Source organism: Paenibacillus sp. JZ16, assembly GCF_015326965.1.
In the GTDB taxonomy this organism is placed as follows: domain Bacteria; phylum Bacillota; class Bacilli; order Paenibacillales; family Paenibacillaceae; genus Paenibacillus_AQ.
In genome coordinates, this window is sequence record NZ_CP017659.1 from 2,968,081 (window position 1) to 2,992,114 (window position 24,034).

23 protein-coding genes are annotated in these 24,034 nt (G+C 50.8%); 4 read left to right on the top strand and 19 right to left on the bottom strand.

The genetic code is table 11. The annotated features are described in order from the left end of the window. The first annotated feature begins 296 nt into the window (after positions 1–296). Positions 297–1,232 carry a magnesium/cobalt transporter CorA gene (gene corA / locus BJP58_RS13375; RefSeq protein ID WP_113057622.1) on the top strand — a complete coding sequence of 312 codons (936 nt, stop codon included), beginning with the start codon at positions 297–299 and terminating at the stop codon, positions 1,230–1,232. 68 nt (positions 1,233–1,300) lie between these two features. On the opposite strand, the gene BJP58_RS13380 is transcribed toward corA, so the two are convergent. The 13 genes from BJP58_RS13380 to BJP58_RS13440 all read right to left on the bottom strand — a co-directional run bounded on the left by BJP58_RS13380 (position 1,301) and on the right by BJP58_RS13440 (position 11,531). Beyond that, positions 1,301–2,326, bottom strand: a complete 1,026-nt coding sequence (locus tag BJP58_RS13380) for an HRDC domain-containing protein (RefSeq protein ID WP_194544313.1) — start codon at positions 2,324–2,326, stop codon at positions 1,301–1,303. 183 nt (positions 2,327–2,509) lie between these two features. After that, positions 2,510–3,406, bottom strand: a complete 897-nt coding sequence (locus BJP58_RS13385) for an ROK family protein (protein WP_100538947.1) — start codon at positions 3,404–3,406, stop codon at positions 2,510–2,512. 94 nt (positions 3,407–3,500) lie between these two features. Then, positions 3,501–4,184: a molybdate ABC transporter permease subunit gene (modB, locus tag BJP58_RS13390; protein WP_233355066.1), complete on the bottom strand. Its 684-nt coding sequence runs from the start codon at positions 4,182–4,184 to the stop codon at positions 3,501–3,503. Continuing rightward, positions 4,181–4,987 (bottom strand): molybdate ABC transporter substrate-binding protein, encoded by an 807-nt coding sequence (gene modA / locus BJP58_RS13395; protein ID WP_233355067.1) that lies wholly within the window; start codon positions 4,985–4,987, stop codon positions 4,181–4,183. Before modA ends, modB begins: the two co-directional genes overlap by 4 nt. 38 nt (positions 4,988–5,025) lie before the next feature. Further along, positions 5,026–5,922 (bottom strand): 5'-3' exonuclease, encoded by an 897-nt coding sequence (locus tag BJP58_RS13400; RefSeq protein ID WP_181469742.1) that lies wholly within the window; start codon positions 5,920–5,922, stop codon positions 5,026–5,028. Between the two features lie 323 nt (positions 5,923–6,245). Further along, the gene (locus BJP58_RS13405) at positions 6,246–6,608 is read right to left on the bottom strand and encodes an arsenate reductase family protein (RefSeq protein ID WP_071222700.1); all 363 of its coding nucleotides are present in this window, start codon (positions 6,606–6,608) and stop codon (positions 6,246–6,248) included. A gap of 37 nt (positions 6,609–6,645) precedes the next feature. Next, positions 6,646–7,659: an RluA family pseudouridine synthase gene (locus BJP58_RS13410; RefSeq protein ID WP_194544315.1), complete on the bottom strand. Its 1,014-nt coding sequence runs from the start codon at positions 7,657–7,659 to the stop codon at positions 6,646–6,648. A gap of 3 nt (positions 7,660–7,662) precedes the next feature. Beyond that, entirely contained in the window at positions 7,663–8,223 is a 561-nt protein-coding gene (locus BJP58_RS13415; protein ID WP_194544316.1) for a cob(I)yrinic acid a,c-diamide adenosyltransferase, read from the bottom strand. A 348-nt stretch (positions 8,224–8,571) separates the two neighbouring features. Then, entirely contained in the window at positions 8,572–8,835 is a 264-nt protein-coding gene (locus tag BJP58_RS13420; RefSeq protein WP_009590300.1) for an aspartyl-phosphate phosphatase Spo0E family protein, read from the bottom strand. 118 nt (positions 8,836–8,953) lie between these two features. Next, complete coding sequence (locus BJP58_RS13425; protein ID WP_071222694.1) at positions 8,954–10,159, bottom strand: aminotransferase class I/II-fold pyridoxal phosphate-dependent enzyme; 1,206 nt, start codon at positions 10,157–10,159, stop codon at positions 8,954–8,956. Positions 10,160–10,173: 14 nt separating this feature from the next. Next, positions 10,174–10,674: an Lrp/AsnC family transcriptional regulator gene (locus BJP58_RS13430; RefSeq protein ID WP_071222693.1), complete on the bottom strand. Its 501-nt coding sequence runs from the start codon at positions 10,672–10,674 to the stop codon at positions 10,174–10,176. Positions 10,675–10,850: 176 nt separating this feature from the next. Beyond that, the gene (locus BJP58_RS13435) at positions 10,851–11,246 is read right to left on the bottom strand and encodes a spore coat protein (RefSeq protein WP_194544317.1); all 396 of its coding nucleotides are present in this window, start codon (positions 11,244–11,246) and stop codon (positions 10,851–10,853) included. A 48-nt stretch (positions 11,247–11,294) separates the two neighbouring features. Beyond that, positions 11,295–11,531 carry a hypothetical protein gene (locus BJP58_RS13440; RefSeq protein ID WP_071222691.1) on the bottom strand — a complete coding sequence of 79 codons (237 nt, stop codon included), beginning with the start codon at positions 11,529–11,531 and terminating at the stop codon, positions 11,295–11,297. Positions 11,532–11,662: 131 nt separating this feature from the next. On the opposite strand from BJP58_RS13440, the gene BJP58_RS13445 reads away from it, so the two are divergent. Beyond that, on the top strand, positions 11,663–12,898 hold the full coding sequence (locus BJP58_RS13445) for an NAD(P)/FAD-dependent oxidoreductase (protein WP_233355068.1): 1,236 nt from the start codon (positions 11,663–11,665) through the stop codon (positions 12,896–12,898). A gap of 145 nt (positions 12,899–13,043) precedes the next feature. Here the strand turns inward: BJP58_RS13445 and BJP58_RS13450 are convergent, their stop codons facing one another. From BJP58_RS13450 to BJP58_RS13465, 4 genes are all read right to left on the bottom strand, one after another. Continuing rightward, positions 13,044–14,270, bottom strand: coding sequence for an MFS transporter (locus BJP58_RS13450; RefSeq protein WP_336245452.1), 1,227 nt, complete (start codon positions 14,268–14,270; stop codon positions 13,044–13,046). A gap of 120 nt (positions 14,271–14,390) precedes the next feature. After that, entirely contained in the window at positions 14,391–14,948 is a 558-nt protein-coding gene (locus BJP58_RS13455; RefSeq protein ID WP_194544319.1) for a hypothetical protein, read from the bottom strand. Between the two features lie 160 nt (positions 14,949–15,108). Then, a complete protein-coding gene (locus BJP58_RS13460; RefSeq protein ID WP_194544320.1) occupies positions 15,109–15,528 on the bottom strand; it encodes a DUF350 domain-containing protein in 420 nt (139 codons plus the stop codon). Positions 15,529–15,648: 120 nt separating this feature from the next. Continuing rightward, entirely contained in the window at positions 15,649–18,018 is a 2,370-nt protein-coding gene (locus BJP58_RS13465; RefSeq protein ID WP_194544321.1) for an endonuclease MutS2, read from the bottom strand. A gap of 156 nt (positions 18,019–18,174) precedes the next feature. Between BJP58_RS13465 and BJP58_RS13470 the strand changes: the two genes are divergently transcribed. Further along, entirely contained in the window at positions 18,175–18,531 is a 357-nt protein-coding gene (locus tag BJP58_RS13470) for a phage holin family protein (protein WP_071222686.1), read from the top strand. A gap of 302 nt (positions 18,532–18,833) precedes the next feature. Continuing rightward, positions 18,834–19,220, top strand: coding sequence for a cupredoxin domain-containing protein (locus BJP58_RS13475; RefSeq protein ID WP_194544323.1), 387 nt, complete (start codon positions 18,834–18,836; stop codon positions 19,218–19,220). 90 nt (positions 19,221–19,310) lie between these two features. Here BJP58_RS13475 and BJP58_RS13480 read toward each other — a convergent pair whose 3' ends face one another. Both BJP58_RS13480 and pheT read right to left on the bottom strand, forming a co-directional pair. Then, positions 19,311–21,308: a cell division protein ZapA gene (locus BJP58_RS13480; protein ID WP_194544324.1), complete on the bottom strand. Its 1,998-nt coding sequence runs from the start codon at positions 21,306–21,308 to the stop codon at positions 19,311–19,313. Positions 21,309–21,567: 259 nt separating this feature from the next. Next, positions 21,568–24,018, bottom strand: coding sequence for a phenylalanine--tRNA ligase subunit beta (gene pheT, locus BJP58_RS13485; RefSeq protein WP_194544325.1), 2,451 nt, complete (start codon positions 24,016–24,018; stop codon positions 21,568–21,570). Positions 24,019–24,034 lie beyond the last annotated feature (16 nt).

The following is a 24,034-nucleotide window of genomic DNA, read 5'->3' on the forward strand; positions in this document are numbered from 1 at the left end:
GGATTTCAACTTGAAAGGTCCTACACCCGGCGTTATACTAGACAAGTGCTGTTTAAAACCGAGTATGAAAGAGGTGACATGGAAGATGGACGGTGACCCGAGCCAGAAACTGGATGCACAAGACGCACAACCGCATAGGATTAAGATCAGCTTACCGGCAGAGGGCGGCGTTATTTTTCATGCGCTTTTTATCGTATTCTAACCTTCCTTGATTATGCCCGTATACCGGTGGGCTGATATCCTGTGCCTTTACTGCTTAACCAAGCAGCTTGTATTTGACAAAGGAGTGATATCAGATGAAAATCCGGTTGGTCGATTCGGGCGTATTTACCCCTGTTGATGACATCGAAATGACGCTGACACCTCCGGCCAGCGGCTTCTACTGGCTGGATGCGGATGTGGATGATTTAGCGGAACTGCAGCCCCTCTTCTCCCTGCATGATCTTGCGGTTGAGGATTGCCTCAGCGAAGAGGAGCAGCGTCCCAAAATTGAAATATACGAGAACCACTATTTTATCGTCGTGAACAGCATCCGGTTTGACGACGAAGAGATTTTCCTTCGGGCATTGAATGTTTTCCTGGGCAGACATTTTATTATTACGGTGACCAAGCAAAAGATCCACGAGCTGCGCACCGTTAAACCGCTTCTCTGGGAGGATGAAGTCAGCACGCCTGACCGCTTCCTCTATCTCTTGATCGACCTTGTGACGGACAACTATTTCTCCGTCGGGGACCGCATCGAGGCGCGGATTGAAAAGCTGGAGGAAGACATTCTGATGCATACCAAAAAATCCCACCTCAGCGAGATCATCGGTCTGCGAAGCGAGATTCTTTGGTTGAAAAAGGTGCTTGGACCGCAGAAGGAAGTTATCAATACACTTAACAAAAAAGATCTCCGGCTGATCGATGACCAGCTGCAAAAATATTTCAGCGATATCTATGAAAATGCCGTGAAAATTTCCGAAACATTCGAAACCTACCGGGATCTCATGGGGAACCTTCGAGAGGCTTACCAATCCAGTATCGCCAATCGGGCCAATGAAATCATGCGCGTGTTTACCGCCATTACAACGATCTTCATTCCACTGACGCTGATTACAGGCATCTACGGCATGAACTTTGACAATATGCCTGAGCTTCACTGGGAATATTCTTATTATGTAGTTATAGGCGTCATGATTTCTGCCGGTGCTCTCATGTTTTATCTGTTCCGTAAGAAAGACTGGATATGAAGCTCTCGAAACCATCAGGACGGATCTCCCTGCCGCAAGGGAATCCGTCCTGTTTTCATTACCTGGAATTAGCCTGCGTTCGCTTTACCAGGTTCTTCCCGCCGAAAGCGAATCCTGATCAGGCGCAGCCGCTCATACAGCTTCTCCGTTCCGCCAATCTCTTCTACCTCTCCATTGTGGGCTTGTCCTTCTCCATATACCCGTTGTAATACGGGTTTAAGAAATGTATCGCCCAGCTCCTCAAAAGCCTTCCATACCGTCGCCTGCTCGGTAGACGTCATCGTATTCAGTTCAACCTCCAGCAGCTGCTCCGTATCATAACCGTCCTTCTCAAGACCTTCCAATTCCTCAACCAAATCTCGACGAGATAACGAAGTGCGTTCTTCCAGCTCGGTCAGCGAAGCTCCCTCAGCTATGCCAAGCAGCATCGTACGGCGAATTCGGAAACGGTCCAGCTCTTGCTTGTAGCGCTGCTCCTTCTGCTTATACAGCCAGGACAAGAACACCTCTTCCTGCAGCTGCTTATCAACCCAATCCAGTGGAAAGGTTGTGGTTCGCTCGATTCCTGACGTGATCTCCAGCCACTCCGCCCCATGCTCTGAAGACTTGCTGATTCCGATTCCCGGAAGCTGCAGCAGCTCTTCCTCGTTCTGGGGGACGAAGGCGCTAATCATGCGCAGCACCCGATTGCTGGCAATAAAATAAGGTGCTTTTCTTCCGGAAGCCGCCTTTCTCCTGCGCCAGGCACACAGCTCCGTGTACAGCTCCTCCGAGCCGTACAGCTCACTGTAGCACTGCAGCTTCTGCACACCAAGATTCTTGCCTCCAGTCTCTCCCGGTTCGTGGAATACCCCCTCCACAAGCGGCCGGAACCCCTCTCCAAGCTTCTTCGCTAATTGATGTCGATACACGCATAATAACTCATTCCATGAATTCCCTTCATACCACTCATCATCGGATACTTCACCGTCCGGTTCCATGTTCCGCCAGCCGAGCCGCCATCCTCCCTCTTCCTCACCGATCCATACTTGAGCAGAACGGAGGTGACCTGACTCATCCGCTCCGCTCATCTGATTCATGAATACAATTTGCATCCCTCGAATACCTCCCGTTTAGCATTCAGCACAACGATGGAACAACGCAAAAAAGCACCTCTCCTCCGCCGCAGCGACAAAGAAAGGTGCTTCCCGTTCCATACGTTATACTGTTGAATTCATAATACCATAATCTGTAATAAAGTCAAACCCATTTTGGCTCACTCTATATAACAAATAAAGTTAAGCTTGAACGCTCTTGGCCTCATCTACTGCAAGCTTGGCCAACGCCAATGCACCGCAGAGACCCGCATTATCGCCGAGCATCGGCGGAACGATGAACTGATCAATCCCGTCATGAAGGCTTGGATGCTGTACATATCCGGCCAGCAGCTCCTGAAGCTTCGTGCGGATCAGCGGGAACAGCTGCTCCTGCTTCATAACGCCTCCGCCCATCACGATTCGCTGAGGGGACAGAATGAGGACATAATTCATCAGCGCTTGTGCCAGATAATAAGCCTCCATCTCCCAAGCCGGATGATCCGGCGTCAATTCCACACCGGGAACTCCCCAACGTTTGCCAAGTGACGGTCCGGCTGCAAGCCCCTCCAGACAGTCTGCATGATAAGGACAGGTCCCTTCATACCGGTCTTCCGGATGGCGGCGCACATAAATATGCCCCATCTCCGGATGAGACAATCCGTGGATCAATTCACCAGCTACCACGGCGCCTGCTCCTACTCCCGTTCCAATGGTGATATACAGACAGCTATCCAGTCCCTGGGCAGCGCCCCATGTATATTCTCCAAGAGCTGCTCCGTTTACATCGGTATCAAACCCAATCGGAACATGAAAACGCTCTTCCAATGCTTTGACAATATTGTAATTGCTCCAATGCGGCTTTGGTGTCGTTGTAATGCAGCCATAAGTCGGGCTGCCCTTCACCGGATCAATCGGCCCGAAAGAACCGACTCCGATCGACTCTATATCCTTATCAGCAAAAAAGTTAAAGACATTTGCCATGGTTTCTTCAGGGGTTGTTGTCGGGAAGCTCACTCGCTCCACAACCGTTCCATCCTCCATACCCACGCCGCAAACGAACTTGGTTCCTCCTGCTTCAATTGCTCCAAGTAAACTCATGCTTCTTCCATCCTCTCCACGATGTGCTGTGCCTTGTTCTCTATATAGTTGCTAACAAGCTCTATTCGAAGCATATGTAAACATGGTGCTCCCGTCAAGTCTGCCCGCCTCTTTCTCTGCTTCTGCCCGTTCCTGACGCGGCCAGTAACAGCCATGAGAACAAAATAATGACCGCCGTCCACGCCCACGCCAGCCCGCTCTCGCCATTGCTTACCGCAACGTAAATCGCCGTGGGCAGCGTTTGCGTAACGCCCGGTATATTGCCTGCAACCATCCAGGTTGCCCCAAATTCCCCTAAACCTCTGGCAAAGGCCAGTATGAACGCCGAAATTCCCGCCCTGCGAACAAGCGGCAGCGTAATCCAGCGAAGGACCTGCCATTCGCCGGCCCCGGCCGATCGCGCCGAATCCTCAAGCTCCGGGTCCACAGACTCAAAGCCCACCCGCATGCTCTGATACACAAGCGGAAACGAGACCACGATAGCCGCTATGACCGCGGCTCCCCAACTAAAAATGATGGGTCTGGCAAACAGCCATTCGGCAGCTGAACCTATCCAGCTGTTTCTGCCCAGCATGACAAGCAGAAGAAAGCCAACCACCGTAGGCGGAAGCACGAGCGGAAGCATCAGCAGCGTTTCTACCGCCGTCTTGCCGACAAACGAGCGCCGGGACATCCAGCGTGCTGCTGCTGCTCCCAGTATAAATGCAATGATGCTGGACAGCAGTGATGTTTTTATCGACAGCCATACCGGCATCCAGAACATTTCGGTCGTGGTCACGGCGATGCCTCCGCTACCTCAAATCCAGCCTCCGTGAAGATATCCCTGATCTCAGGCTTCCGCATAAATTCGAGAAGAGCCTCAGCCTCCTGCGGATGCTTGGCATTACCGGGAACCGCTGCAGGATATTCGATCGGTTGGTGCTTGTCCGGATCGACCTCAAGCGCAAGCGTTGCCTTGGCGGAACTCTTCAGATCGGTTTTGTACACAAAACCGGCGTCCGCATTCCCCGACTCTACATAAGCCAGAACTTGCGTCACGTCCTTGGCATACACCGCCTTGGATTCGACATCATCCCAAAGGCCTTCATTCTGAAGAGCCTCCTTGGCATATTCTCCGGCCGGTACAGTATCCGGCTGCCCAATGGCCACAACGCGCACCTCGGGTTTTAATAGATCCGGTAATTGCTTCACGTTCTGTTTGCCGACAGGCTCAATCAGCACCAATGCATTTCGAAACATCAACTGAACCGCATCGGATTGCACGATCCCCTTCTCGACCAATCGATCCATCGGCTCCGTTGCTGCGGATATAAACAAATCTACGGGCGCCCCTTGCTCAAGCTGTTGTCCAAGAGAGCCCGAACCGCCGAAATTATAACGAAGCGTAACATTCGGAAATTCCGCTTCAAATCGTCGTCCGGTCTCTTCCAGACTGGATTTGAGGCTTGCTGCTGCCGAAACCATAACTTCCACCTTCTTCTCGTCTCTTGAGGGCTGTTTAGAGGTATCGGTTGAAGGAGTCTGGACGGAGGCACATGCCGATATAAGAAGTAGCAATGTCCCGAGCAGTAAACCGGTCAAAATTGATTTTCTTCCGAAATTAAACCGTCTCCGCATGACTAGGAAACCACCGCCACACCAAAAAGATGACCGAGGCTCTTCATCTCAAGCTCCTCCAGTTTGGTTAATGCACGTTCGTGATCCACGCTTAAGCGGCACAGATCCAATTCGCACTCCATGGGAACCTCGCAATGGATTTCGGCCAAAGCCCGGGACAGGTGCAGCATCTCCAAATCCGCCTCGATCTTGGTGCGGACCCCTTTGGTCAGTGAATCAAGATTCGCAAGAATGCCTTCCACGGATTCATACTCCTGAATCAGCTTGACTGCCGTTTTCTCGCCAATCCCGCGTACGCCCGGATAATTATCGCTCGTATCTCCCATCAGGCCTTTCACATCGATAACCTGTCTTGGAGAAAGTCCTTTTTCGGCATATAACGTTTCCGGGGTATAGTGCATATAATTGCCGTGTCCCTTTTTCATAATGATGACGGAAGTCGAATCGTTCACGAGCTGAAGCAGATCATGGTCCCCTGACAGGATCATGACATTCATGCTGTCCCCGTACCGTCTGGCCAGCGTGCCGATGCAATCATCGGCCTCATAGCCCACGACGCCCAGGTTCGGAATTCCCAGACATTCCGTCACATCGCGCACCAACGAAAACTGCGGAACCAGATCATCCGGGGCTTCCGGACGATTGCCTTTATACGATGCAAACTGCTCTGTACGAAATGTTTTTGATCCCATATCCCAGCAGCACGCCACATGGGTAGGCTGAAATTTATCGATAGCATCCCACATATACCGCAGGAAGCCGTAAATCGCGTTGGTCGGAACACCCGCTTTGGTTCTACGGATATAGCCGCTTGAGGCGGTTGCATAGTAAGCACGAAATAATAAAGCCATCCCGTCTACAAGCATTAAGGATGGTTGTTGATTGGGTATCACAGTCATGATCGCTCCTAACTTTAACTTCTCTGATATAACCTTAAATATACCTTGTCATTATACCATATCCCTATATAGTCTTGGGCTTGTCATAAGGTATTTCTTTGAATTTCCTATCATTGGCTGTTCACAAAATAAAAACGTCTATCGACGTGCTTTCTCAGTTGACAGACCGCATTTAGCGGAAGTTTTTCTTGCGAGATAAGGATGCTAAGCCTCGGATGTTTATACTTTCTTATCTCTTAAAACAAAAGAGCATCCCGGCGGTCGAAAGACCTTGGGATGCTCTACCTTCTTCAGCAGGAGAATGTGTATACACTGGATCCATTCTACTTCTGCCATGACTCCTGATATTGTTCCGCCTTAAAGCCGACGGTCACTTTACTGCCGTCCGTCACGATCGGACGCTTAATTAATCTGCCGTTGGACGACAACAGTTCGATCTTCTCCTCATCGGAGAGCCCAGGCAGCTTGTCCTTCAGATTCATTTCCTTGTAGACCTCGCCGCTCGTATTGAAAAATTTCTTAAGTTCCAGGCCGCTCTTGGCGATAAGGTCGGCTAGTTCTTCCTTTTGTGGCGGTTGTTCAAAAATATTTTGAAGTTCCAGCTCATGTCCTTCGTTTTGCAGCCATTTGACCGCGTTGCGGCATGTCCCGCATTTCGGATATTGATATACTTTCAGTTTGCTCATTCGATACGTTCTCCTTCTAGTGTTGTTTTGAACCTACTTAAGTCGCCTCTTCCGCGAGCATGTTTCTCAGTGCGTTCATATCCTCAGGAAGCGGGGCTGTGAATGTCATCGTGCTCCCCTCAATCGGGTGGATCAGCTTCAGGCTCGCTGCATGCAGCGCCTGCCGGCCCATATAGCGGTCCAGCCTCATGATCGTTTCGGCTTCCAGATCTGCTGGACCGGCAGCCAAGTCCGAAGCCGCCTCCGCTCCGTCTGATCGTAACTCCCGATCGCCGTAAACCGGATGCCTATACATCTGATCTCCAATCAATGGACAACCGATGCTAAGCATATGCACCCGAATTTGATGGGTACGACCCGTTTCCAGCTTTAATTCGACCAAGGATCCGGAAGGGTAAGCTTCGCATACCTTATACCGCGTAAGCGAAGGGTATCCTTCGGGAGTTACGATGCGGCGGTGGGGCTCTAACGGGTCCCGATCAATCGGACCGTCAATATCGCCTGAGGGCAAAGCAGGCTTGCCATGAACAAATGCTACATACCTCTTGTCAACGGTGCCGGCTATCATTTGTTCGGAGACATGCTGGTGAATATATGCATTCTTCGCAATCACCAACACGCCGGAAGTCTCCTGGTCCAGCCTGTGAACCGCTCTGAACCGGTAGTTCCAGCCCTTCTCCTGCCAATAGTGAACGACGCCGTTCGCCAGCGTGTCTGTATAATGCCCGTGCGTCGGATGGACAATGATCCCCGCAGGCTTGTTCAGGACAAGCAAATGTTCATCCTCGTACAGAATATGAAGGTTCATCGGCTGGGGCAGCATATCGTCCGATCGTTCCTGCTCCATCCGGATTTCGATCAGATCTCCGGCATGCACGTTAACGCTAATGTATACACGGGTCCCGTTCAGCATGATGCCCTGCTCAGTCAACTTGAGGCGAGACAGCAGCTTACGGGATACTCTCATCCGTTTTTGCAAAATGGTCTTAAGCAGCATGCCGTCCTCCTGTGGGGACACGACATAACTGATAGGCGGATAATACAAACTCATGAATTACCGAAACACCTTTCCGCTTCGCTCATATTCGACATCCGGAATCCCGGCGTGCACATTGGCTGCCCGTGCAGTCACAAAGAAATAGTCGGACAATCGGTTCAAATACCGGCGGACTTCCGGATTGATTTCCGTGGTTCGCTGCAGCGAAACGGTCAACCGTTCGGCTCGGCGGCATACGGTCCGACATACATGAAGCAGCGAAGACAACGCACTTCCGCCAGGCAAGATGAACCGCTCAAGCGGAGGGTTCTTCTCCTCGAAAGCATCCAGCCATACCTCCAGATTGTCCACAAGCTCGGCGCTTACCTTGAGTTTATCCTCTCGAGGCCTTGCATAGGCCAGATCCGAGCCGCAATCGAACAGTTCATGCTGGATTCGAACGAGCTGAAGGTGCAGCTCCTCAAATTCGGCTTCCTTGGCCAAAAACACGGCCTGACCGACAAAGCTGTTCAATTCATCAATCGTGCCATACGCTTCTATCCGCGGGTCATCCTTGGGCACACGACCGCCAATAATTGAAGTTTCCCCTGCATCTCCCGTTCTCGTATATACCTTCATCACAATATCCTCCATTTCATCGTCCGATCCTTATTCAATAACACCATATTTCTTAAGATTATAGAATTTATAGTTTCAGCGAAGCTGAGCAATTCTATAATCGCAAGAAAAACTTCCTTATAACCGCGGTCAGTCTTCTGAGAAAGTACGTCGATAGACGTTTTTCTTAATATGCTCAACTATAGCATAATTTCGAATCAGGGTCCCTCTGCGCCGGAATAAGCCCAGGCCCATCATGATTCCGGGACGTTTTTTTACATCAGAGGGAATCATTTAAACGCAAACAAGGCTGATCCGTAAGGCATCTAGCCCCAGGAACAGCCTTGTATTATTCAATCAGATCGTATTTTATAGTTTCTTTTTGGGATGGGCCTTCATATATTCGTTAATCTTCAAGTCCAGCAAACTGCTGATCTCGATGACAATCTCTGATGTGAAGGACTGCTCTTCCAAAAAAATTTGTTCCATCTTTCGGCGAAGCATGTGAATTTCGTCTTCCAAGGTAATTTCCTGAGGAGTGGATTTGGCTGATTTAATTGACCATTTACCGTGATTATTGTCTTCAGCCGTATAGTCACCACGGTAGTTTGACAATTCATAATCACAAAACACTGGTGATCCCTCCTTGGAAAGTAAAATTCTGCCCCCAAAATAAAATTATAACATATATTTTGCCAATGGAAAGTATTTTTTTTGTTAATTCAAGGAAAAAGTTCAACGATTTCCTTGCCTACTTTATTTTTTCCACAAAATTGCCCATTCTCTCCAAGGCCTCATTCAGTTGGGCAATGGATGTAGCATATGAGCAGCGAATGAATCCTTCCCCGCCAAGACCGAATGCGGTGCCCGGTACGGCAGCCACTTTCGCCTCGGTCAGCAAGCGCTGGGCAAATTCATCCGAGCCGAGTCCCGTTCGCTTGATGCTCGGGAACGCGTAGAACGCTCCCTGTGGCTCGTGGCAATCCAAACCGATCTCGCGCAGCCCTTGAACCACGAGTCTGCGCCGCTGGTTATAGGATTCAACCATTCGGTCCTTTTCCCCCATGCCGTTACGCAATGCTTCGAGCGCGGCGACTTGCCCCATTGCGGGTGCACACATAACCGTATACTGGTGGATTTTCAGCATGGCGCCAATCAGATCCGAATGAGCACACACATACCCCATACGCCAACCAGTCATAGCAAAAGCCTTCGAGAAGCCGCTTACCAGAATGGTGCGGTCCATCATGCCTGGCATCGAGGCAAAGCTGACGTGCTTGCCTTCATACGTGAGCTCAGCATAGATTTCATCGGAGATCACAATCAGATCGTGTTTTTCCACTACTTCCGCAATGGGCAGCCAATCCTCATAGGTCATGATCGCTCCTGTTGGATTGCTTGGGTAACACAGGATCAGAATCTTTGATTTGGGGGTGATTTGCGCTTCGAGCGCCTCGGCGGTCAGTTTGAAATGATGCTCTGCCGTCGTTTCAATACCAACGGGCACCCCGCCACCGATTGAAGCAATCGGCGAGTAAGAAATGTAACACGGCTCGGGGATCAGAATTTCATCTCCGGGAACAATCAAGGCACGCAGCGCCAGATCAATCGCTTCACTGCCGCCTACGGTTACGATCATTTCATTGGCAGGATTATAGGTCACGTGGAAACTGTCGTTCAAATATTCCGCGATCGCCTCCCGAAGTTCAGGCATACCGGCATTGGACGTATATCCTGTAAACCCGCGCTCCAATGAATATACGCAGGCTTCTCGTACATGCCACGGCGTTACGAAATCAGGCTCACCGACACCAAGTGTGATAATATCCTTATTTCCACTGACGAGATCAAAAAACTTCCGGATTCCAGAGGGTTGAATGTCCCTGACCCTGGGCGCCAAATAGGAGCTCATCGATTTCCTGTTATTTTCTGCAAGCTGCTGTTCGTTCACAATCATAGCACACGCTTCCTTTACGGCGAGATCAGGAGACGATTGTCTTCTTGACGTTCTTCAAAAATAATCCCGTCTTGTTTATATTTTTTCAAAATAAAATTCGTTTTGGTCGATAATACAGAATCGATAGGTGACAGCTTCTCCGAAACAAAGTTGGCCACCTCACGCAAGTTTCCGCCTTCCACTTCAACCAGCAAGTCGTAGGCGCCAGACATAAGATAGACGGACTTCACCTGCGGGAATAAATAAATCCGTTCCGCAATTCCTTCAAAGCCTCTTCCGCGCTCAGGTGTAATTTGAACCTCGATCAGCGCCGTAACCTTCTCGTCTTCCACCTTGCCCCAGTTGACTACGGTCGCATACTTAACAATGACGTGATCTCGTTCAAGCTCCGCAATGGAGGTCTTTACTTCTTCCTCATCTACACCGAGTAGAGTAGAGAGCAGAGCCGGCGATCTTCTCGCGTCTTCTTTCAGCAGGTCAAGCACCTTCAGTTTCAATTCGCTAAGCTCTTCCATATACGTATCCTCCAGCACTTATTCCGAATATCCGTTCTTATAGCATGATATATCGGAACAGAGATTAATACTTATATTACAATAACTTACACGGGATGTGCAAAAAAAAATACCGATGCATGCCGGCAGCAACGGCTGCGGGGGTCATCGGCTCATAGATTAAGTTCACCATGGGATCATTGGGTTACATTATTAGAAGCGGGCGCTACATTGGTGGCATGCGGCGCCACATTCGGGTGATGCGCGAACGCGCCCATGCTGGAAGTTTTTTGATTAATGGTTTCCCGAGTTTTTTGCAGCGACTGCTGCGCTTGCTTATGCTGCTTGTCCACATCGTATTTCAATGCATGCCGAGGGGCGGTATACATGTTCTGCTGCTTCATCATATTAAAAAACTCGCCTTGCAGCCTCAGTGTATCCGCGGTCAGATCCGTAAACATTTGACGCACCTCAGGGCAAGAGGCTTCCGTCGTGGCTGTCGTATACTCTCGAACGGCACGTTTCAGCTCTCCCAGAATAGGGCTAAGCATATCCTCTTCGGGCAGGTATGAAGATCCATTAGGGGTTACCATAAGTCGTTCCTCCTTAACAATTTTGCTTCCTGGTCTATACATCTCCTCTTATTGAGGCTGCGTCGGCGCGATATTGCTGTGAATTTGCAGAGCATTCACCAAGGTGTCCAGATGCTGCTCATGGCGTTTTACGAATCCCAGCAGCGCCTGCTGGATAGCTGGATTCTGACTGGCTGCTGCTGTCGCGGCACAATGCTTGGCCAGCATGGTTTCGTTGGAGATGCAATCCGCAATATAGTCCAGTTCTTTTGAGGTTAGAGGCTGTAATTGCTGATTAGGTGTCATCTTTGTGTTTGTTCCCCTTTCCATTTAGGTTGCACAGGAGCTAGTATGCCACCTATATAAAAATCTATGTCGTGAGATGTCATTAAAAACGAAAGGAACGTCCAAACTAATAACGATGTGACAATGAGGGGGTGAGGGACATTTTACTGACCGGCGGAATAACGCCCTGGAAATATTTAAACACTGAACCTGTAAAAAAATACCCCGGTCTATCAGAACAGCTCAGCTGTGATGTACTCATAGTCGGCGGCGGTATAAGCGGCGCGCTGATGGCCTACGTGCTGACCATGCAAGACGTGGACACCGTCCTACTGGAGAAAAAACGCGTGTGCGAAGGCAGCACATCCGCCAATTCGGGGCTGTTGCAATTTTCTAACGACTGCCCTCTATCTGATCTGATCCAACAATTCGGTGAACAACGGGCTTCCTCCTTCTACATGATGTGCAGACATGCGGTACGCCGGATCACCGAAATCGCAAATCATCTGTCCAGGGATTCCGGCCTGATCACGCGAAGCAGCCTCTACTATGCCAGTACCCCTCAAGATGTCGGCATGATTCGGCACGAGTATGACCTGCTCAAACGGAAGGGCTTCGATGTCGAATACTGGGGCCGCGAGCATGTGAAGGCTAACTTCCCGTTCTCAAAAGAAGCGGCCATCTATGCCCGCGGCGATGCCGAAGTGGATCCCTACCGTTTCGGGCATAATCTTCTCCAGGATGCCAGCGAGCATGGGCTGCGTGTTTATGAAAATAGCGAAGTGAAGGAAACCCGGTATACCGACAGCGATGTCACCGTCTTAACCGATCAAGGAAGCGTTCTGGCCAGGAACGTCATCTGGGCCACCGGGTATAGCACCCAAGAATGGAAGCCTGATTATCAAGCGGAGCTGCTCAATACCTATGCCATCCTGACGGAGCCGGTATCCGATCTGTCTTCATGGTATGAGCGCGCATTCATATGGGAAACAAATCGCCCTTATCTCTATTTCCGGACAACGCCGGATCAGCGAATCATAGCCGGAGGGCTGGATGAGCCGCTGCCTCCTTCTGGCAAACCAGAGGAGTACGCTGAATCAAGAAGCCGGAGATTGTTAAATGAAATTCATCAGTTGTTCCCCCATATGACGGATTTGAAGATCGCTTGCAGTTGGGCCGGCGTATTTGCCACAACCAAAGACGGCATCCCGCTGATCGGCAGGCACCCGAAATATCCGCACAGCTACTTTATCGAGGTGTATGGCGGAAACGGGACCGTATACAGCATGATCGCTGCGGATCTGCTGGGCGAGACGATAGCAGGACGTGAGCCCGAAGAACTGAAATGGTTCTCCCTGACACGGCCAATGGACCTTAAGATGTCATAAAATAATAGAAGGTATCTCCAAGCAGGCCATGCAGCCCTGGAGATACCTTCTTTGCTGTACGGATTGCGCTCTGACGCAGTCGATTTGATCAGCAAACCGTTCGTTGACTTGCGGATTCTTTTGACCCGGGGGATTTCATTAGGCTTTAGGTGACTTGACCTTTGGAAGGGAACAGCTTTCGTATAAACAACCACGATCCGATAGGGGACGCCCCCAGGAACAACAGCAGCAACGTCACCGTTAACGTGTCCTGTCTAAATGACAGGACAAGAATGAACACAAGCAGGCCCGTAATTCGGCCTATGGTTAAACTGAGCTCCCGCAGCACGACCAGTTCCACCCGCTTCTCCACGTTTTCCTGATTCACTCCCATAAGATCAAAGCTGGCGGATATAGCCGGCATCATGTACAGCGGAATGAACAGCGACGTCCCGATTCCCAGCACCAGCAGCGTCGTATAGTTGACGGCAAACAGCAGCGGTAAAATGACCAGCAGCATCAATACGGAACCTACCAGCATGCCGGTTTTACGGAATTTGGGCTTGAACCACTTCCCGCAGGCCCAGTAGCTGACCAGCGAAACCGCCGAAGTAATCAATGCAAACTGCCCCAGCTTCGACTCCTGATCCGTTGCCACAAAAACAAGGAGTGTAATAAGGAAGGAAAACACACCTTCCCTGATTCCCTGAACGGCCAAGCCGAATACCGCGTATTTCCATACGCCGCCCTCCTTGAGCCGGCTCAACCCCTCCAGCCAATGATAGCCGCTCTGAACCGGCCGTTTTCGCAGAAAAAAGCTCAGCACCACCGTCACGGCGAAGATGACCATCGATACGGTAAAAATAAACCGGTAGCCTTGATCCCCATGCATCATCGTGATGATCCAGCCCGCCAGCCACGGACCGATAATGCCCGTGATGGAGCCCAGAAGTCCGATCCAGCCATTAAACCAGTCCCGATTCTCCGCGCTCGAAACCTCAAAATAGACCACATTAAAGGCTAACCAGAATAATCCTAATGACACGCCGAACAGCAAGCCGAGCGGCCAAATATAATGGACGGCGTCCCGCCCTGCCCACAGAACGCATAAATAAAACAGGCCAGACACCGCAATTCCCAGGCGAAGCGCATTCATTTTGTTATGCTCCTTCACCCATTTGCCGGCGGCCCAGAACGTCAAGCCCAATGCGACCTGCTGAGCAATCGTGAACCAACCGAGCATCGTATAATCCTGGCGGCTTTTCCATAGGTATACGTTGAGGAACGTACCCGACAATGCACTCGATAAGATAAACAACCCATGAACTGATAACAGAAGTATAGCCTGGGGGTCCTTTGTCAACTTCATATACAGTTCCTCCCTCGCCCTCACACTTGAAGTCCAAGGTATTTTACCCCTCTAATCCCCACTTCATGAACAAAAAAAAGGAAACCGCCGATAGCAGTTTCCTTAAGTTCGCGCGGATCGGCACACAGCGCCTTTCCGTAAACGCTATTCCTTATTATGGATAAAGCTCTTGATCATCCGAAGCCGGTCATTCTCTGCCAGATTATACTGTACATGGAAGCATCCAGGGCACACATATACGTTTAAATCATATGGCGGCTGCAGGATCGGACCTTGAATCAAGGCTGCGTTAACCGGCTGGAAGCCTTCCCCGCTCACGTGCTGCGTTCCGGCATGAAGCATATACTCCCGGCAATGCAAGCACTCGGGAACTTCCTCTTGCTGGTCCAGAATCCCCTCTACGGTCTCCTCAAATGCAAATAGGTCGTGATCCTCCCCGTACTTATCCACGGTTCGAAGCGAGGACAGCGATTCATGGTCGGACCCCCAAATACGTTGAAGATCACCTGCCTCCTCATCGGAAGCCTCATAATCCTCTTCATATTCCTCCGGATCGTCCTGTGTTTCCTCGTCATCCAATGCGATATTCAATGTGCGGTAGCCTTTCAGCTCGTTCGCACAATGAGGACAAGTATCTTCGGGACCTATCTCTTCATCCCACACAATCTCACTTTGGCACCATGGGCAAACCGTCGGTTCCATCGATCATTCATCCCTTTCTTATTCAAACGGCCATGGATGGCCCTGTTCACTTTATTTTTATTGAGACATCAAGTATACAATACCCGCCACAAAAAAAATCAAGGCGGCCGCAAACAATATCCGCGGTAAATATTTCATCGTCCTTTTCCTCCCGAAGCCCTTAAATGATGCTCGCTCCAATAATGTAAGATAAAGATACGGTGATAAGAAGTACGATCAAGCCCACTGCTCGGTTATCCTTGCCAATCTCTTCATCGACCGAAAACACAGGCGTCAAGAACTCAAGCAACCAATAAGCCAATAAAAGCAGTATAAACCCGAAGAACGACCATTTAATCATGCCATAAATGGACGTATTCGCCGTTATGCTGTACCGCATCACGTTACCGATGCCAAAGATCTTCCCGCCGGTCGCCATGGCCGCCGCGATGTTTCCTTTGCGTATTTCATCCCAGCAATTGTACTTGGTAACCAATTCAAAGCAATACAAGTAAACAATAAGTGCAAGTATCGCAACCGAGAAATAGCCGACGAGCACCCCGAGTGGATGGGCCAGCAAATGATCAATCGCTTCCGTCATTACCTTATTTCCTCCCTGATATAAACGGGATGCGGCACCTTTCGCATCCCGTCGTTCTGAACCTTATGATGATATGTTATACGATTGAAGGAGAAAACGGTTCCTGATTTCTTACTTTCCTTACTTCAGCTCGGCAATGGTAACGCCATTGCCGCCTTCACCGTAATTACCTAAACGATGACTCTTAACATGCTTGTGCTTGCGCAAATAATCCTGAATTCCGGTTCGCAAGATCCCGGTGCCTTTGCCATGAATGATGTAAATCTGACCCAAGTTCCCCAGAAATGCCTCATCAATGAACCGATCCACCTCAATCAGCGCTTCTTCCAGATTCGCGCCTCTTAAATCCAGCTCGTTCCGGATGTTGGTATCGCGAGTCCGTTTCAAGACGGTCGCATGCTGTTTCGGCGCCTGTTTAGCGTTTGCTGCCGGATTCGACAGCAGCTCCAAATCATCCAGCGATACCTTCATCTTCATGATGCCGAGCTGAACAACCGCTTCTTTCGAGCCGGCCATTTCCACGACGTGCCCTTTCTGATTCAGGCTGTATACCCGAACCTCGTCACCAGGCTCAATGCTGCGCTGCTGCTGCGCTGAACGCTGGCCAGCCGTCTTCTTGCCTTGCTGCGGTTCGGCATCATCCAAACGCTTTCTGGCAGCAATCAGCTTATGCTCCTTAACGGAAGCCCCTTCTTCTTGGGCTATCTTGCGCAAATCCGCGATGATTTCCTCTGCCTCACTCCGAGCCTTGTCCACGATCTGTCTCGCCTCGGCACGTGCTTTATCAACCAGCTTGTCCTTCTGCTCTTCCAGCTTCTGAAGCTCGTGCTGGTGACGAAGACGCAGGTCCTCCATTTCCTTCCGAACCTGCTCCGCCTTCTCACGCTCAACTTCCGCGGTGTGACGGTTCTCTTCGAGGGATGCAATCATATGCTCCACCCGTTGATCCTCTTCCTTGACTTCGCCACGGGCAAATTCCAGAATGGATCCCGGCAATCCCAAACGTTCTGCAATGGCAAACGCATTACTGCGTCCAGGTACGCCTACCAGAAGCCGGTAGGTCGGGCTTAGGGTATTGATATCGAACTCCATGCTGGCGTTAATTACGCCTTTGCGTTCATATGCATAAGCCTTCAATTCAGAATAGTGCGTCGTCGCAATCATGCGGCAGCCCATGCGGTGGATATGCTCCAGGATGGAAATCGCCAGAGCTGAACCCTCCGCAGGGTCGGTCCCTGCTCCAACCTCATCAAGCAGCACGAGACTCTTTGGCGTCATCTGGCTCAATATTCGGATGATGTTCGTCATATGGCTGGAGAAGGTACTGAGGCTCTGCTCAATGCTTTGCTCATCACCAATGTCCGCGTAGATCGCATCAAACACGCACATCTGGCTGCCTTCTTCGGCTGGAATAAAGAGTCCGGACATCGCCATCAGGTTTAATAACCCGATCGTTTTGAGCGTAACCGTCTTACCGCCGGTATTCGGACCCGTGACGATGATGGATGTATAGGAATTGCCCAATTCCACATCAAGCGGCACAACCTGATCCGCCGGAATCAGCGGATGTCGGCCTTTACGCAGCTTAATATAGCCTCTGTCATTCATTCTTGGCAGTGAAGCCTTCATGACATGGGCCAAACGAGCCTTGGCAAAAATAAAGTCGAGCTGGCCGATCAGATCCAAGTCAATGGACAGCAGCTCAGCCTGTTCGCCGACCTGGGCGGTCAGCTTCTGCAAAATCACTTCGATCTCCCGCTCTTCCCGCATTCGCGTCTCGCGCAGCTTGTTGTTCATGGCTACGATGGATTCCGGCTCAATAAACAGCGTCGCGCCTGACCCGGACTGGTCGTGCACGATACCGCCAAAATGCGAGCGATATTCCGCTTTAACGGGGATGACAAAACGGTCGCCGCGTATTGTAATTAACTGGTCCTGCAGCATCTTCGCCACGGATTGCGATCGAATCATGGACTCCAGTTTCTCGCGAATGCGAACTTCTCCGCCCCTCAGCTCCCGCCGGATCTGGGAAAGCTCGGCGCTTGCGGAGTCAAGGACCTCAGCAGCATCATCAATACACAGCCGAATGGCGTCTTCCAGGGGCTTTTGCTCCGAAATAAGATCACTCAGATTATAGAGGATCTCAATCTTCTCGTCCTCATGAATCGCCGCAATAAACCGCTTGATTCGGCGTGATCCATGAATCGTATTCGACGTAGCCAGCAATTCATGGGGACTGAGCGTCCCTCCGATTCTGGCCCGCTTCAAAGCATCATTGATATCGGTAATCCCGCGGAAAGACGGATTGCCCTTGAGCCTGTCTACGGTGTAGGCCTGATCGGTAGCCGCAAGCAGATCCTTTACAGCCTCCAGGTCGGTTTCAGGCATTAACTTTTCAGCTCTATCACTTCCCATGGAGGTTTGCGTGTATTTTGTTAATGTATTTAAAATTTTCCGGTATTCTAAAGTTTGCAAAATCTTGTCATTCAAGAAGTTCACAACTCCTCTCAATCAATGCATATATTATATCGAAAGTGATGGGAATTCGCCAAGGAATCCAAAATCCTTCCACACATAACCGACGGTCCTATTGAACAAAATAAATTCTGCGTAACATTCCAGTCTTATTCTAAGGAGGCAGGTACCATGCAATTTCTCGGGCACGTTGTTCGATTTATCGTTGCCGCGCTCGTTCTTATGGTTGTCGGATGGATTGTCCCCCAATTCACCGTCGGCGGATTCGGAAGCGCCCTGTTGCTTGCACTCGTTATAGCCCTGATTGGTTGGGCTATTGAGGGCATCTTCGGCAAAAAAGTCACGCCTTTTGGACGTGGCATCGTGGGCTTCCTAGTGAGCGCACTCGTGATTTACCTTGCCCAATTCATCGTTGGAGGCGTTAGCGTCTCCGTATTGGGCGCCTTGCTTGCTGCACTGGTCATCGGGATCATCGATCTGTTCATTCCGATTTCCACCCCTTTTGAAGCAGGCAAAACCCGCAAATAGAAGAACGCCGCTTCTGTTAGAGGATTCCTCTGGAACCCTCTTCCTGAACGAACCGATCGGGAGCTGCATTACTCCACATTAACCCTCTGTTGCAATTTGCGCAGGGGGTTTTCATTTTGGGCAAAGCTCCATTCTTTTATTTCCATCTTCCCCTATATTATAAAGGAAATCCATATCATCGTTTGAAACCGTTCACGTTCACCAATTTTTCATAACACATATGTGCATCCACTCTTTTTCTGAGCTATCATAAAGATTGGAAATTATATTTCACAATTATTTCATAGTCAGGAGAGGTTATAGTGAAAAAAGGCATAGCTTTACTTGTTTCATGTATGCTCCTTTTTGTATTGGCTGCCTGCGGCGGAGACCAGAAAGAGTCCCAAGGAGGTTCCGGGATCTCGGATACTGGCGTAGCACCGGAAGCTGAACTCGTCATTAAGGGCACCAATTTTCAATTCGACCAAGAGGAATATCGACTCAAGAAAGGTGTGCCCGTCAAGATCACTTACGAGAACGAAGACGGCAACCACGGCGTTATGATTCCTGCACTTGGCCTGCAGCTGGACCGTAAAAACAACTCCGCTGTCGTTACGCCGGATGAAGCGGGAGAATTCGAAGTTTCGTGTTCCATTATGTGTGGAGCGGGTCACAGCAAAATGATCTCCAAACTTATCGTCGAAGAATAGTAGATCTGCTCACGAAAATAAACCTCCGGATCGCCAGAGTATCCTCTGTCTAATCCGGAGGTTTTTTCAGGTTCAATTCTTCGCCATGGCCTAACGCTGATCCTGCTCAATCAACTCGATCCACTCATTATATTCAACTTGGAGCTTCGCATACTCTTCCTTCAGCTTACGGTGTTCTTCTTCAAGCTGCGCAGATTGCTCCGCCTTCAATTCCTGTTCTGCCTGGAGCAGACGATACTGGTGCATAACCAGCTCATACTGTTCACCTAAATCGGAATACTGCTGCGCCGCTTCACTTTTCTCGTCTTCCAGACGCTCACAGGCTTGGCGTGCGGATGCAATTTCCTGCTGCCAGGACTGGAGCTCTTCTTCGAGAGCAAGCTTGGTTCGTTTCCACTCATCGCGCTCGGCGGCCAGCTTCTCGCTGTCCTTGGCAAGCTGCTCCCGTTCCGCCATCCATTGCTGGTATTGCTCCTGCCACTGAACGGCGCGTTCCTCTGAATCTCTCAGCTGCTCGGCGAGTTCACGTGCGCGCTCTTCACTGGCAGCTGCCTTCTTGCGAAGCTCATCCAGCTGATTCGACACCGTATCGTATTCTTCTTCCAGCATGGCGTACAGTTTGCTGGTCTCTTCCTCTCGGGTTCCCGCTTCCTTCGTGAGCTTCTCCAATTCTTCATGGCGAAGCTGCAGTTCCTTCAATTCCTCTTGGGCACTTCGGCGCTCGGACATGCTCCGGTCAGCTTCGTCCTTCATGACCTGGATTTCATCCTGAAGTCCCTTCATTCCTTCTTCCAGGCTCTCGTTCGCTTCCATAAGCTCGACAATTCGCATCTCCAGCTCGCCGGTTTCCTCTTTGCGCTGATCAGCCAGCGTACGCCAGGATTGAAGCTCGCTGCTTAGACGCTGCAGCTCTTCCTGCTGCTTGCGGGAGGTCTGATTCGCATCCACCACAAGTTTCTGCAGACGACGGCGCTCTTCCTCCGACTTGGCGGATTCCTGCTTCAGTCCTTCGAGCTCCTTCGTCAGCCCCTCCACCTTCGTACGGAAGGAACGCAATTCCTGCGAAGAGGCTTCGGCTTGCTGCCTGGACGATTGGAGCGCTTCCTTCAGCTTGTCCGATTCCGCTTTTACAATACCCAGTTCCTTCTCCGCGGACGACAAACGTGATTGGAGCTGACCACCGCGCGTTCGCTGCTCGGCAAGCTGCTTCTCCAGATCCTGAACGGTCCTCGTATGCTTTTGCTCCATATCCTGGACGGTTTTCGCTTTCTTCTGTTCCAGATCCTGCACGGTTTTCGCATTCTTCTGTTCCAGATCCTGCACCGTCTTCGTATACTTCTGCTCCAGATCCTGCACGGTCTTCGAGTGCTGCTGCTCCTTCAGGAGCGCCTCTTGTTTATAGGTGCTCTCCTGTTTCTTCAATTGTTCAGCCAGCTTCTCTTCGGCCTGCTTCGCAGAAGTCCGTTGACTCTGTTCCAGCTTCTCGATGGCCTGCCTATGAGTGAGCGTCAGCTGTGAAATTTGCCCTTCATAGCGGCGCTTCATATCTTCAATAGACTGCTTATGGCCGCTCTCCAGCTTCTCACGCTGCTCCTTAAGACGCGCCTCAAGCTGCTGCTTCTCCTTCAGCAGTTCCGCCACGCGGTCCGATTCCTTCTGGAGCAATTCCTTCGTACGCTCTGACTCCGCGGTTAGATTCTCCTTGGACTTCCTGTATTCCTCAGCCAGCGTTGTCTGCTCCGCCAGCTTGCCCTCCAGCTGCTCCAGCTGCTGACGATGTCTCTCCTGCTGCTCGATTTGAAGTCCTTGCACCTTGGCAAGCTCCGTGCGCAGTTCATTCCGCTCGGCCGTCATCTGCTTGGCCTCATTCTGAAACTCCAGCTTCTGCAAAGCTTCTTCAGCCATATGTACTGCAGCTAGGACGGCAATGCGCGGGGTATCCAATCGAGAGTGCGCCTTGGATATGGTACGCATGCGGTCATCTACATAATTCGCTACCTGTCTGGTATAATCACTGCTACTGCCAACGAGTTTATAGGAAGTTCCGTAGATGTCTACGGTAACGCTTTTACGGTCCGATGTAGTCAAAATTGTGCCCTCCTTCTATTATGTGTAGATTCTATGATGTCTGAAATGGTCTATTCTCTACATTCATTATATATGAGATAACATCTGTAGACGAACCTCAAGAAAACAGACCGAAGTTTGGTATATGATAACACAGTTTTGTGCTTATAATTATGTACCCTGCGGGCGTCCTGATGCAAATCCCAGTTCAATTTAGAGCAAAAAAGCCCGCATCGAATCCCTGATGTAATGGATTCGATGCGGGCGTTCACAATTCCTGCTATTTTCTTAATTCTGCGCCAAAAGTTTGCTGAAGGGCAGCAACCGCTTTTTCCGTGACGCCGGCAACCTCTTCATCGGTCAGGGTCCGTTCCTGATGACGGTACGTCATGGAGATGGCAACACTCTTCTTGCCCTCTCCAAGCTTGCTGCCCGTGAAGACGTCAAACACCTGAATCTGCTGCAGAAGCTCACCTGCATTCTCCTTGATCACTTGAATCAGGGAGCCGGCTTCAACCTCCTCATTCACGACGATGGCAAGATCTCGTTCCATGCCCGGAAATCTAGGCAAATCGCGGTAAACGACGCGGGCGTTGGTCAGCTCATACAGCGGCTCAAGCAGAATTTCAGCGGCATAAGCATCTTCCAAATCCAGCTCCTGCTGCGTCTTCGGATGAATTTGTCCGAGCACACCTAGCAGCTTCTTATTCTCGCCTTGACCCGCATACACGGAAGCGGAACGCCCCGGATGGAAGCCAACCGGTCCGTTAGCCTCGTAAGTGATATCTTCCGCGCGAATTCCAAGATAGTCGAGCACCGTCTCGAGCGCACCCTTCAAATCGAAGAAATCCACTTTGGCCGGCTGGACATTCCATTGCTTGCTGCCTTTGCGTCCCGACAGCAGCAAACCAAGAACCGGACGCTCCAGCGGCTGCTTCGTCAACGTCTTCTCATGTGTATGGAACAGGTTCCCTATTTCAAACAGGGCCAGGTCCGGCTGCTTGCGGTTATGGTTGTACACCGCGATATCCAGCAGCTGTGGGAGCAAGCTGGTACGAAGGACGCTGCGGTCCTCGCTCATTGGCATGGCCAGCTTAACCGCTGTCCCGTCTGACGACAGGGAAGTGAACATTTCCGCTTGCTGCGGATGGATAAAGGAATAACCCAGAACCTCCTGGAATCCGCTATGCGTCAGCAAACGGCGAAGCGAGCGGCGGATGGCCTGAGCGATCGTCAATGAACCCGGTGTCGTCGGACCTTCTATGGCCGTTGTCGGGATATTGTCGTATCCATACAGACGGGCCACCTCTTCAATAAGATCTACGTCAAGCACGATATCGCCGCGGCGGGACGGCACTTGCACATCCACCAATCCTTGGCCCGCATCTCCGCAAGGGAAATGCAACCGGGCAAAGATCGTTTTGACCTCAAGCAGGGACAGATCCGTACCAAGATAACGATTGAGCTTCTCCAGCGATAAAGTAATCACGGTAGGCTCGGTGTCCGCACTGCCTGCTTCGACGATTCCCTGATGGACAGCGCCGCCGGCATATTTCGCCATCAGTGCCGCTGCACGGTTCAGTGCAGGGATAACTGCGGCGGGATCCACTTCCTTCTCGAAGCGGGAGCTTGCCTCTGAACGCAGTCCGAGCTGACGGGATGTTTTGCGTACGGTTCCGCCATCGAACTTCGCCGATTCCAAGAAAATATTCACCGTGCTGTCCGTTACTTCGGATTCCAGGCCGCCCATAACGCCAGCCAAGGCCACTGGCTTGCCGCCAGCTGTAATCACCAGCATATGCGGCTCCAGACGACGCTCCGTGCCGTCCAGCGTCACCATCGTTTCGCCAGCTTCAGCCATACGCACGTGAACCGCGCCATCCTTCAGCTGATCGGCATCAAAAGCATGCAGCGGCTGGCCATATTCCAGCATCACATAGTTTGTAATGTCCACGATATTACTGATCGGGCGCACGCCTGCCGCCATCAAGCGGTTCTGCATCCACAGCGGAGAAGGACCGATCTTTACACCGGTAATGTAGCGTGCCGCATAATGGCTGCACTGCTCGTCAGCGCCAATCGTAACCGAGATATGATCGGCCGCTGCATCTTGAACTTCCAGCATTTCCTTTTCCGGATTCGGAAGACTGAGCTCACGCCCCAGTATGGCGCTCACTTCGTAAGCGGCTCCCAGCATGCTGAGGCAGTCAGAGCGGTTCGGTGTCAGATCCAGTTCCAAAATTTCATCGTTCAGACCGAGCACATCCACAATCGGTTTGCCGATTTCCGTATCCGTCGGAAGTACCAGAATCCCTTCCTGCAGCTCTTTAGGCAGCAGTTTGTCATTCATGCCCAGTTCCTTCGCCGAGCAGATCATGCCTTGGGAGAGCACGCCGCGCAGCTTGGCCTTCTTGATATCCATACCGCCAGGCAGCTTCGCGCCCACAAGCGCCACCGGCACCTTCTGGCCCGCATCCACATTTTTGGCTCCGCACACGATCTGGAGATCTTCCTCCTGACCCGCATCCACGATGCATACATTCAGCTTGTCTGCATCAGGATGTTTCTCCTTGCTCTTAACGTAGCCGACGACCACTTTATTAATGCCTTGATTCCGTTTCTCGATCACATCGATTTCAATACCAGCCGAAGTAATGCGGCTCGCCAAATCCTCAGAGGTTACGCCTTCGAGCGAAATATAATCGGACAACCAATCGGTTGAAACTCTCATTGTCTATTCACTTCCC

Bases quoted from the DNA above. Each gene is read 5' to 3' on its own strand.
- BJP58_RS13470 (WP_071222686.1), top strand. From the start codon at position 18,175: ATGCAATTTCTCGGGCACGTTGTTCGATTTATCGTTGCCGCGCTCGTT.
- pheT (WP_194544325.1), bottom strand. From the start codon at position 24,018: ATGAGAGTTTCAACCGATTGGTTGTCCGATTATATTTCGCTCGAAGGC.
- BJP58_RS13385 (WP_100538947.1), bottom strand. From the start codon at position 3,406: ATGAGTTTACTTGGAGCAATTGAAGCAGGAGGAACCAAGTTCGTTTGC.
- BJP58_RS13380 (WP_194544313.1), bottom strand. From the start codon at position 2,326: ATGCAAATTGTATTCATGAATCAGATGAGCGGAGCGGATGAGTCAGGT.
- BJP58_RS13410 (WP_194544315.1), bottom strand. From the start codon at position 7,659: ATGAGTTTGTATTATCCGCCTATCAGTTATGTCGTGTCCCCACAGGAG.
- corA (WP_113057622.1), top strand. From the start codon at position 297: ATGAAAATCCGGTTGGTCGATTCGGGCGTATTTACCCCTGTTGATGAC.
- BJP58_RS13425 (WP_071222694.1), bottom strand. From the start codon at position 10,159: ATGATTGTGAACGAACAGCAGCTTGCAGAAAATAACAGGAAATCGATG.
- BJP58_RS13415 (WP_194544316.1), bottom strand. From the start codon at position 8,223: ATGAAGGTATATACGAGAACGGGAGATGCAGGGGAAACTTCAATTATT.
- BJP58_RS13455 (WP_194544319.1), bottom strand. From the start codon at position 14,948: ATGGAACCGACGGTTTGCCCATGGTGCCAAAGTGAGATTGTGTGGGAT.
- BJP58_RS13430 (WP_071222693.1), bottom strand. From the start codon at position 10,674: ATGGAAGAGCTTAGCGAATTGAAACTGAAGGTGCTTGACCTGCTGAAA.
- BJP58_RS13405 (WP_071222700.1), bottom strand. From the start codon at position 6,608: ATGAGCAAACTGAAAGTATATCAATATCCGAAATGCGGGACATGCCGC.
- BJP58_RS13435 (WP_194544317.1), bottom strand. From the start codon at position 11,246: ATGGTAACCCCTAATGGATCTTCATACCTGCCCGAAGAGGATATGCTT.
- BJP58_RS13460 (WP_194544320.1), bottom strand. From the start codon at position 15,528: ATGACGGAAGCGATTGATCATTTGCTGGCCCATCCACTCGGGGTGCTC.
- BJP58_RS13440 (WP_071222691.1), bottom strand. From the start codon at position 11,531: ATGACACCTAATCAGCAATTACAGCCTCTAACCTCAAAAGAACTGGAC.
- BJP58_RS13400 (WP_181469742.1), bottom strand. From the start codon at position 5,922: ATGACTGTGATACCCAATCAACAACCATCCTTAATGCTTGTAGACGGG.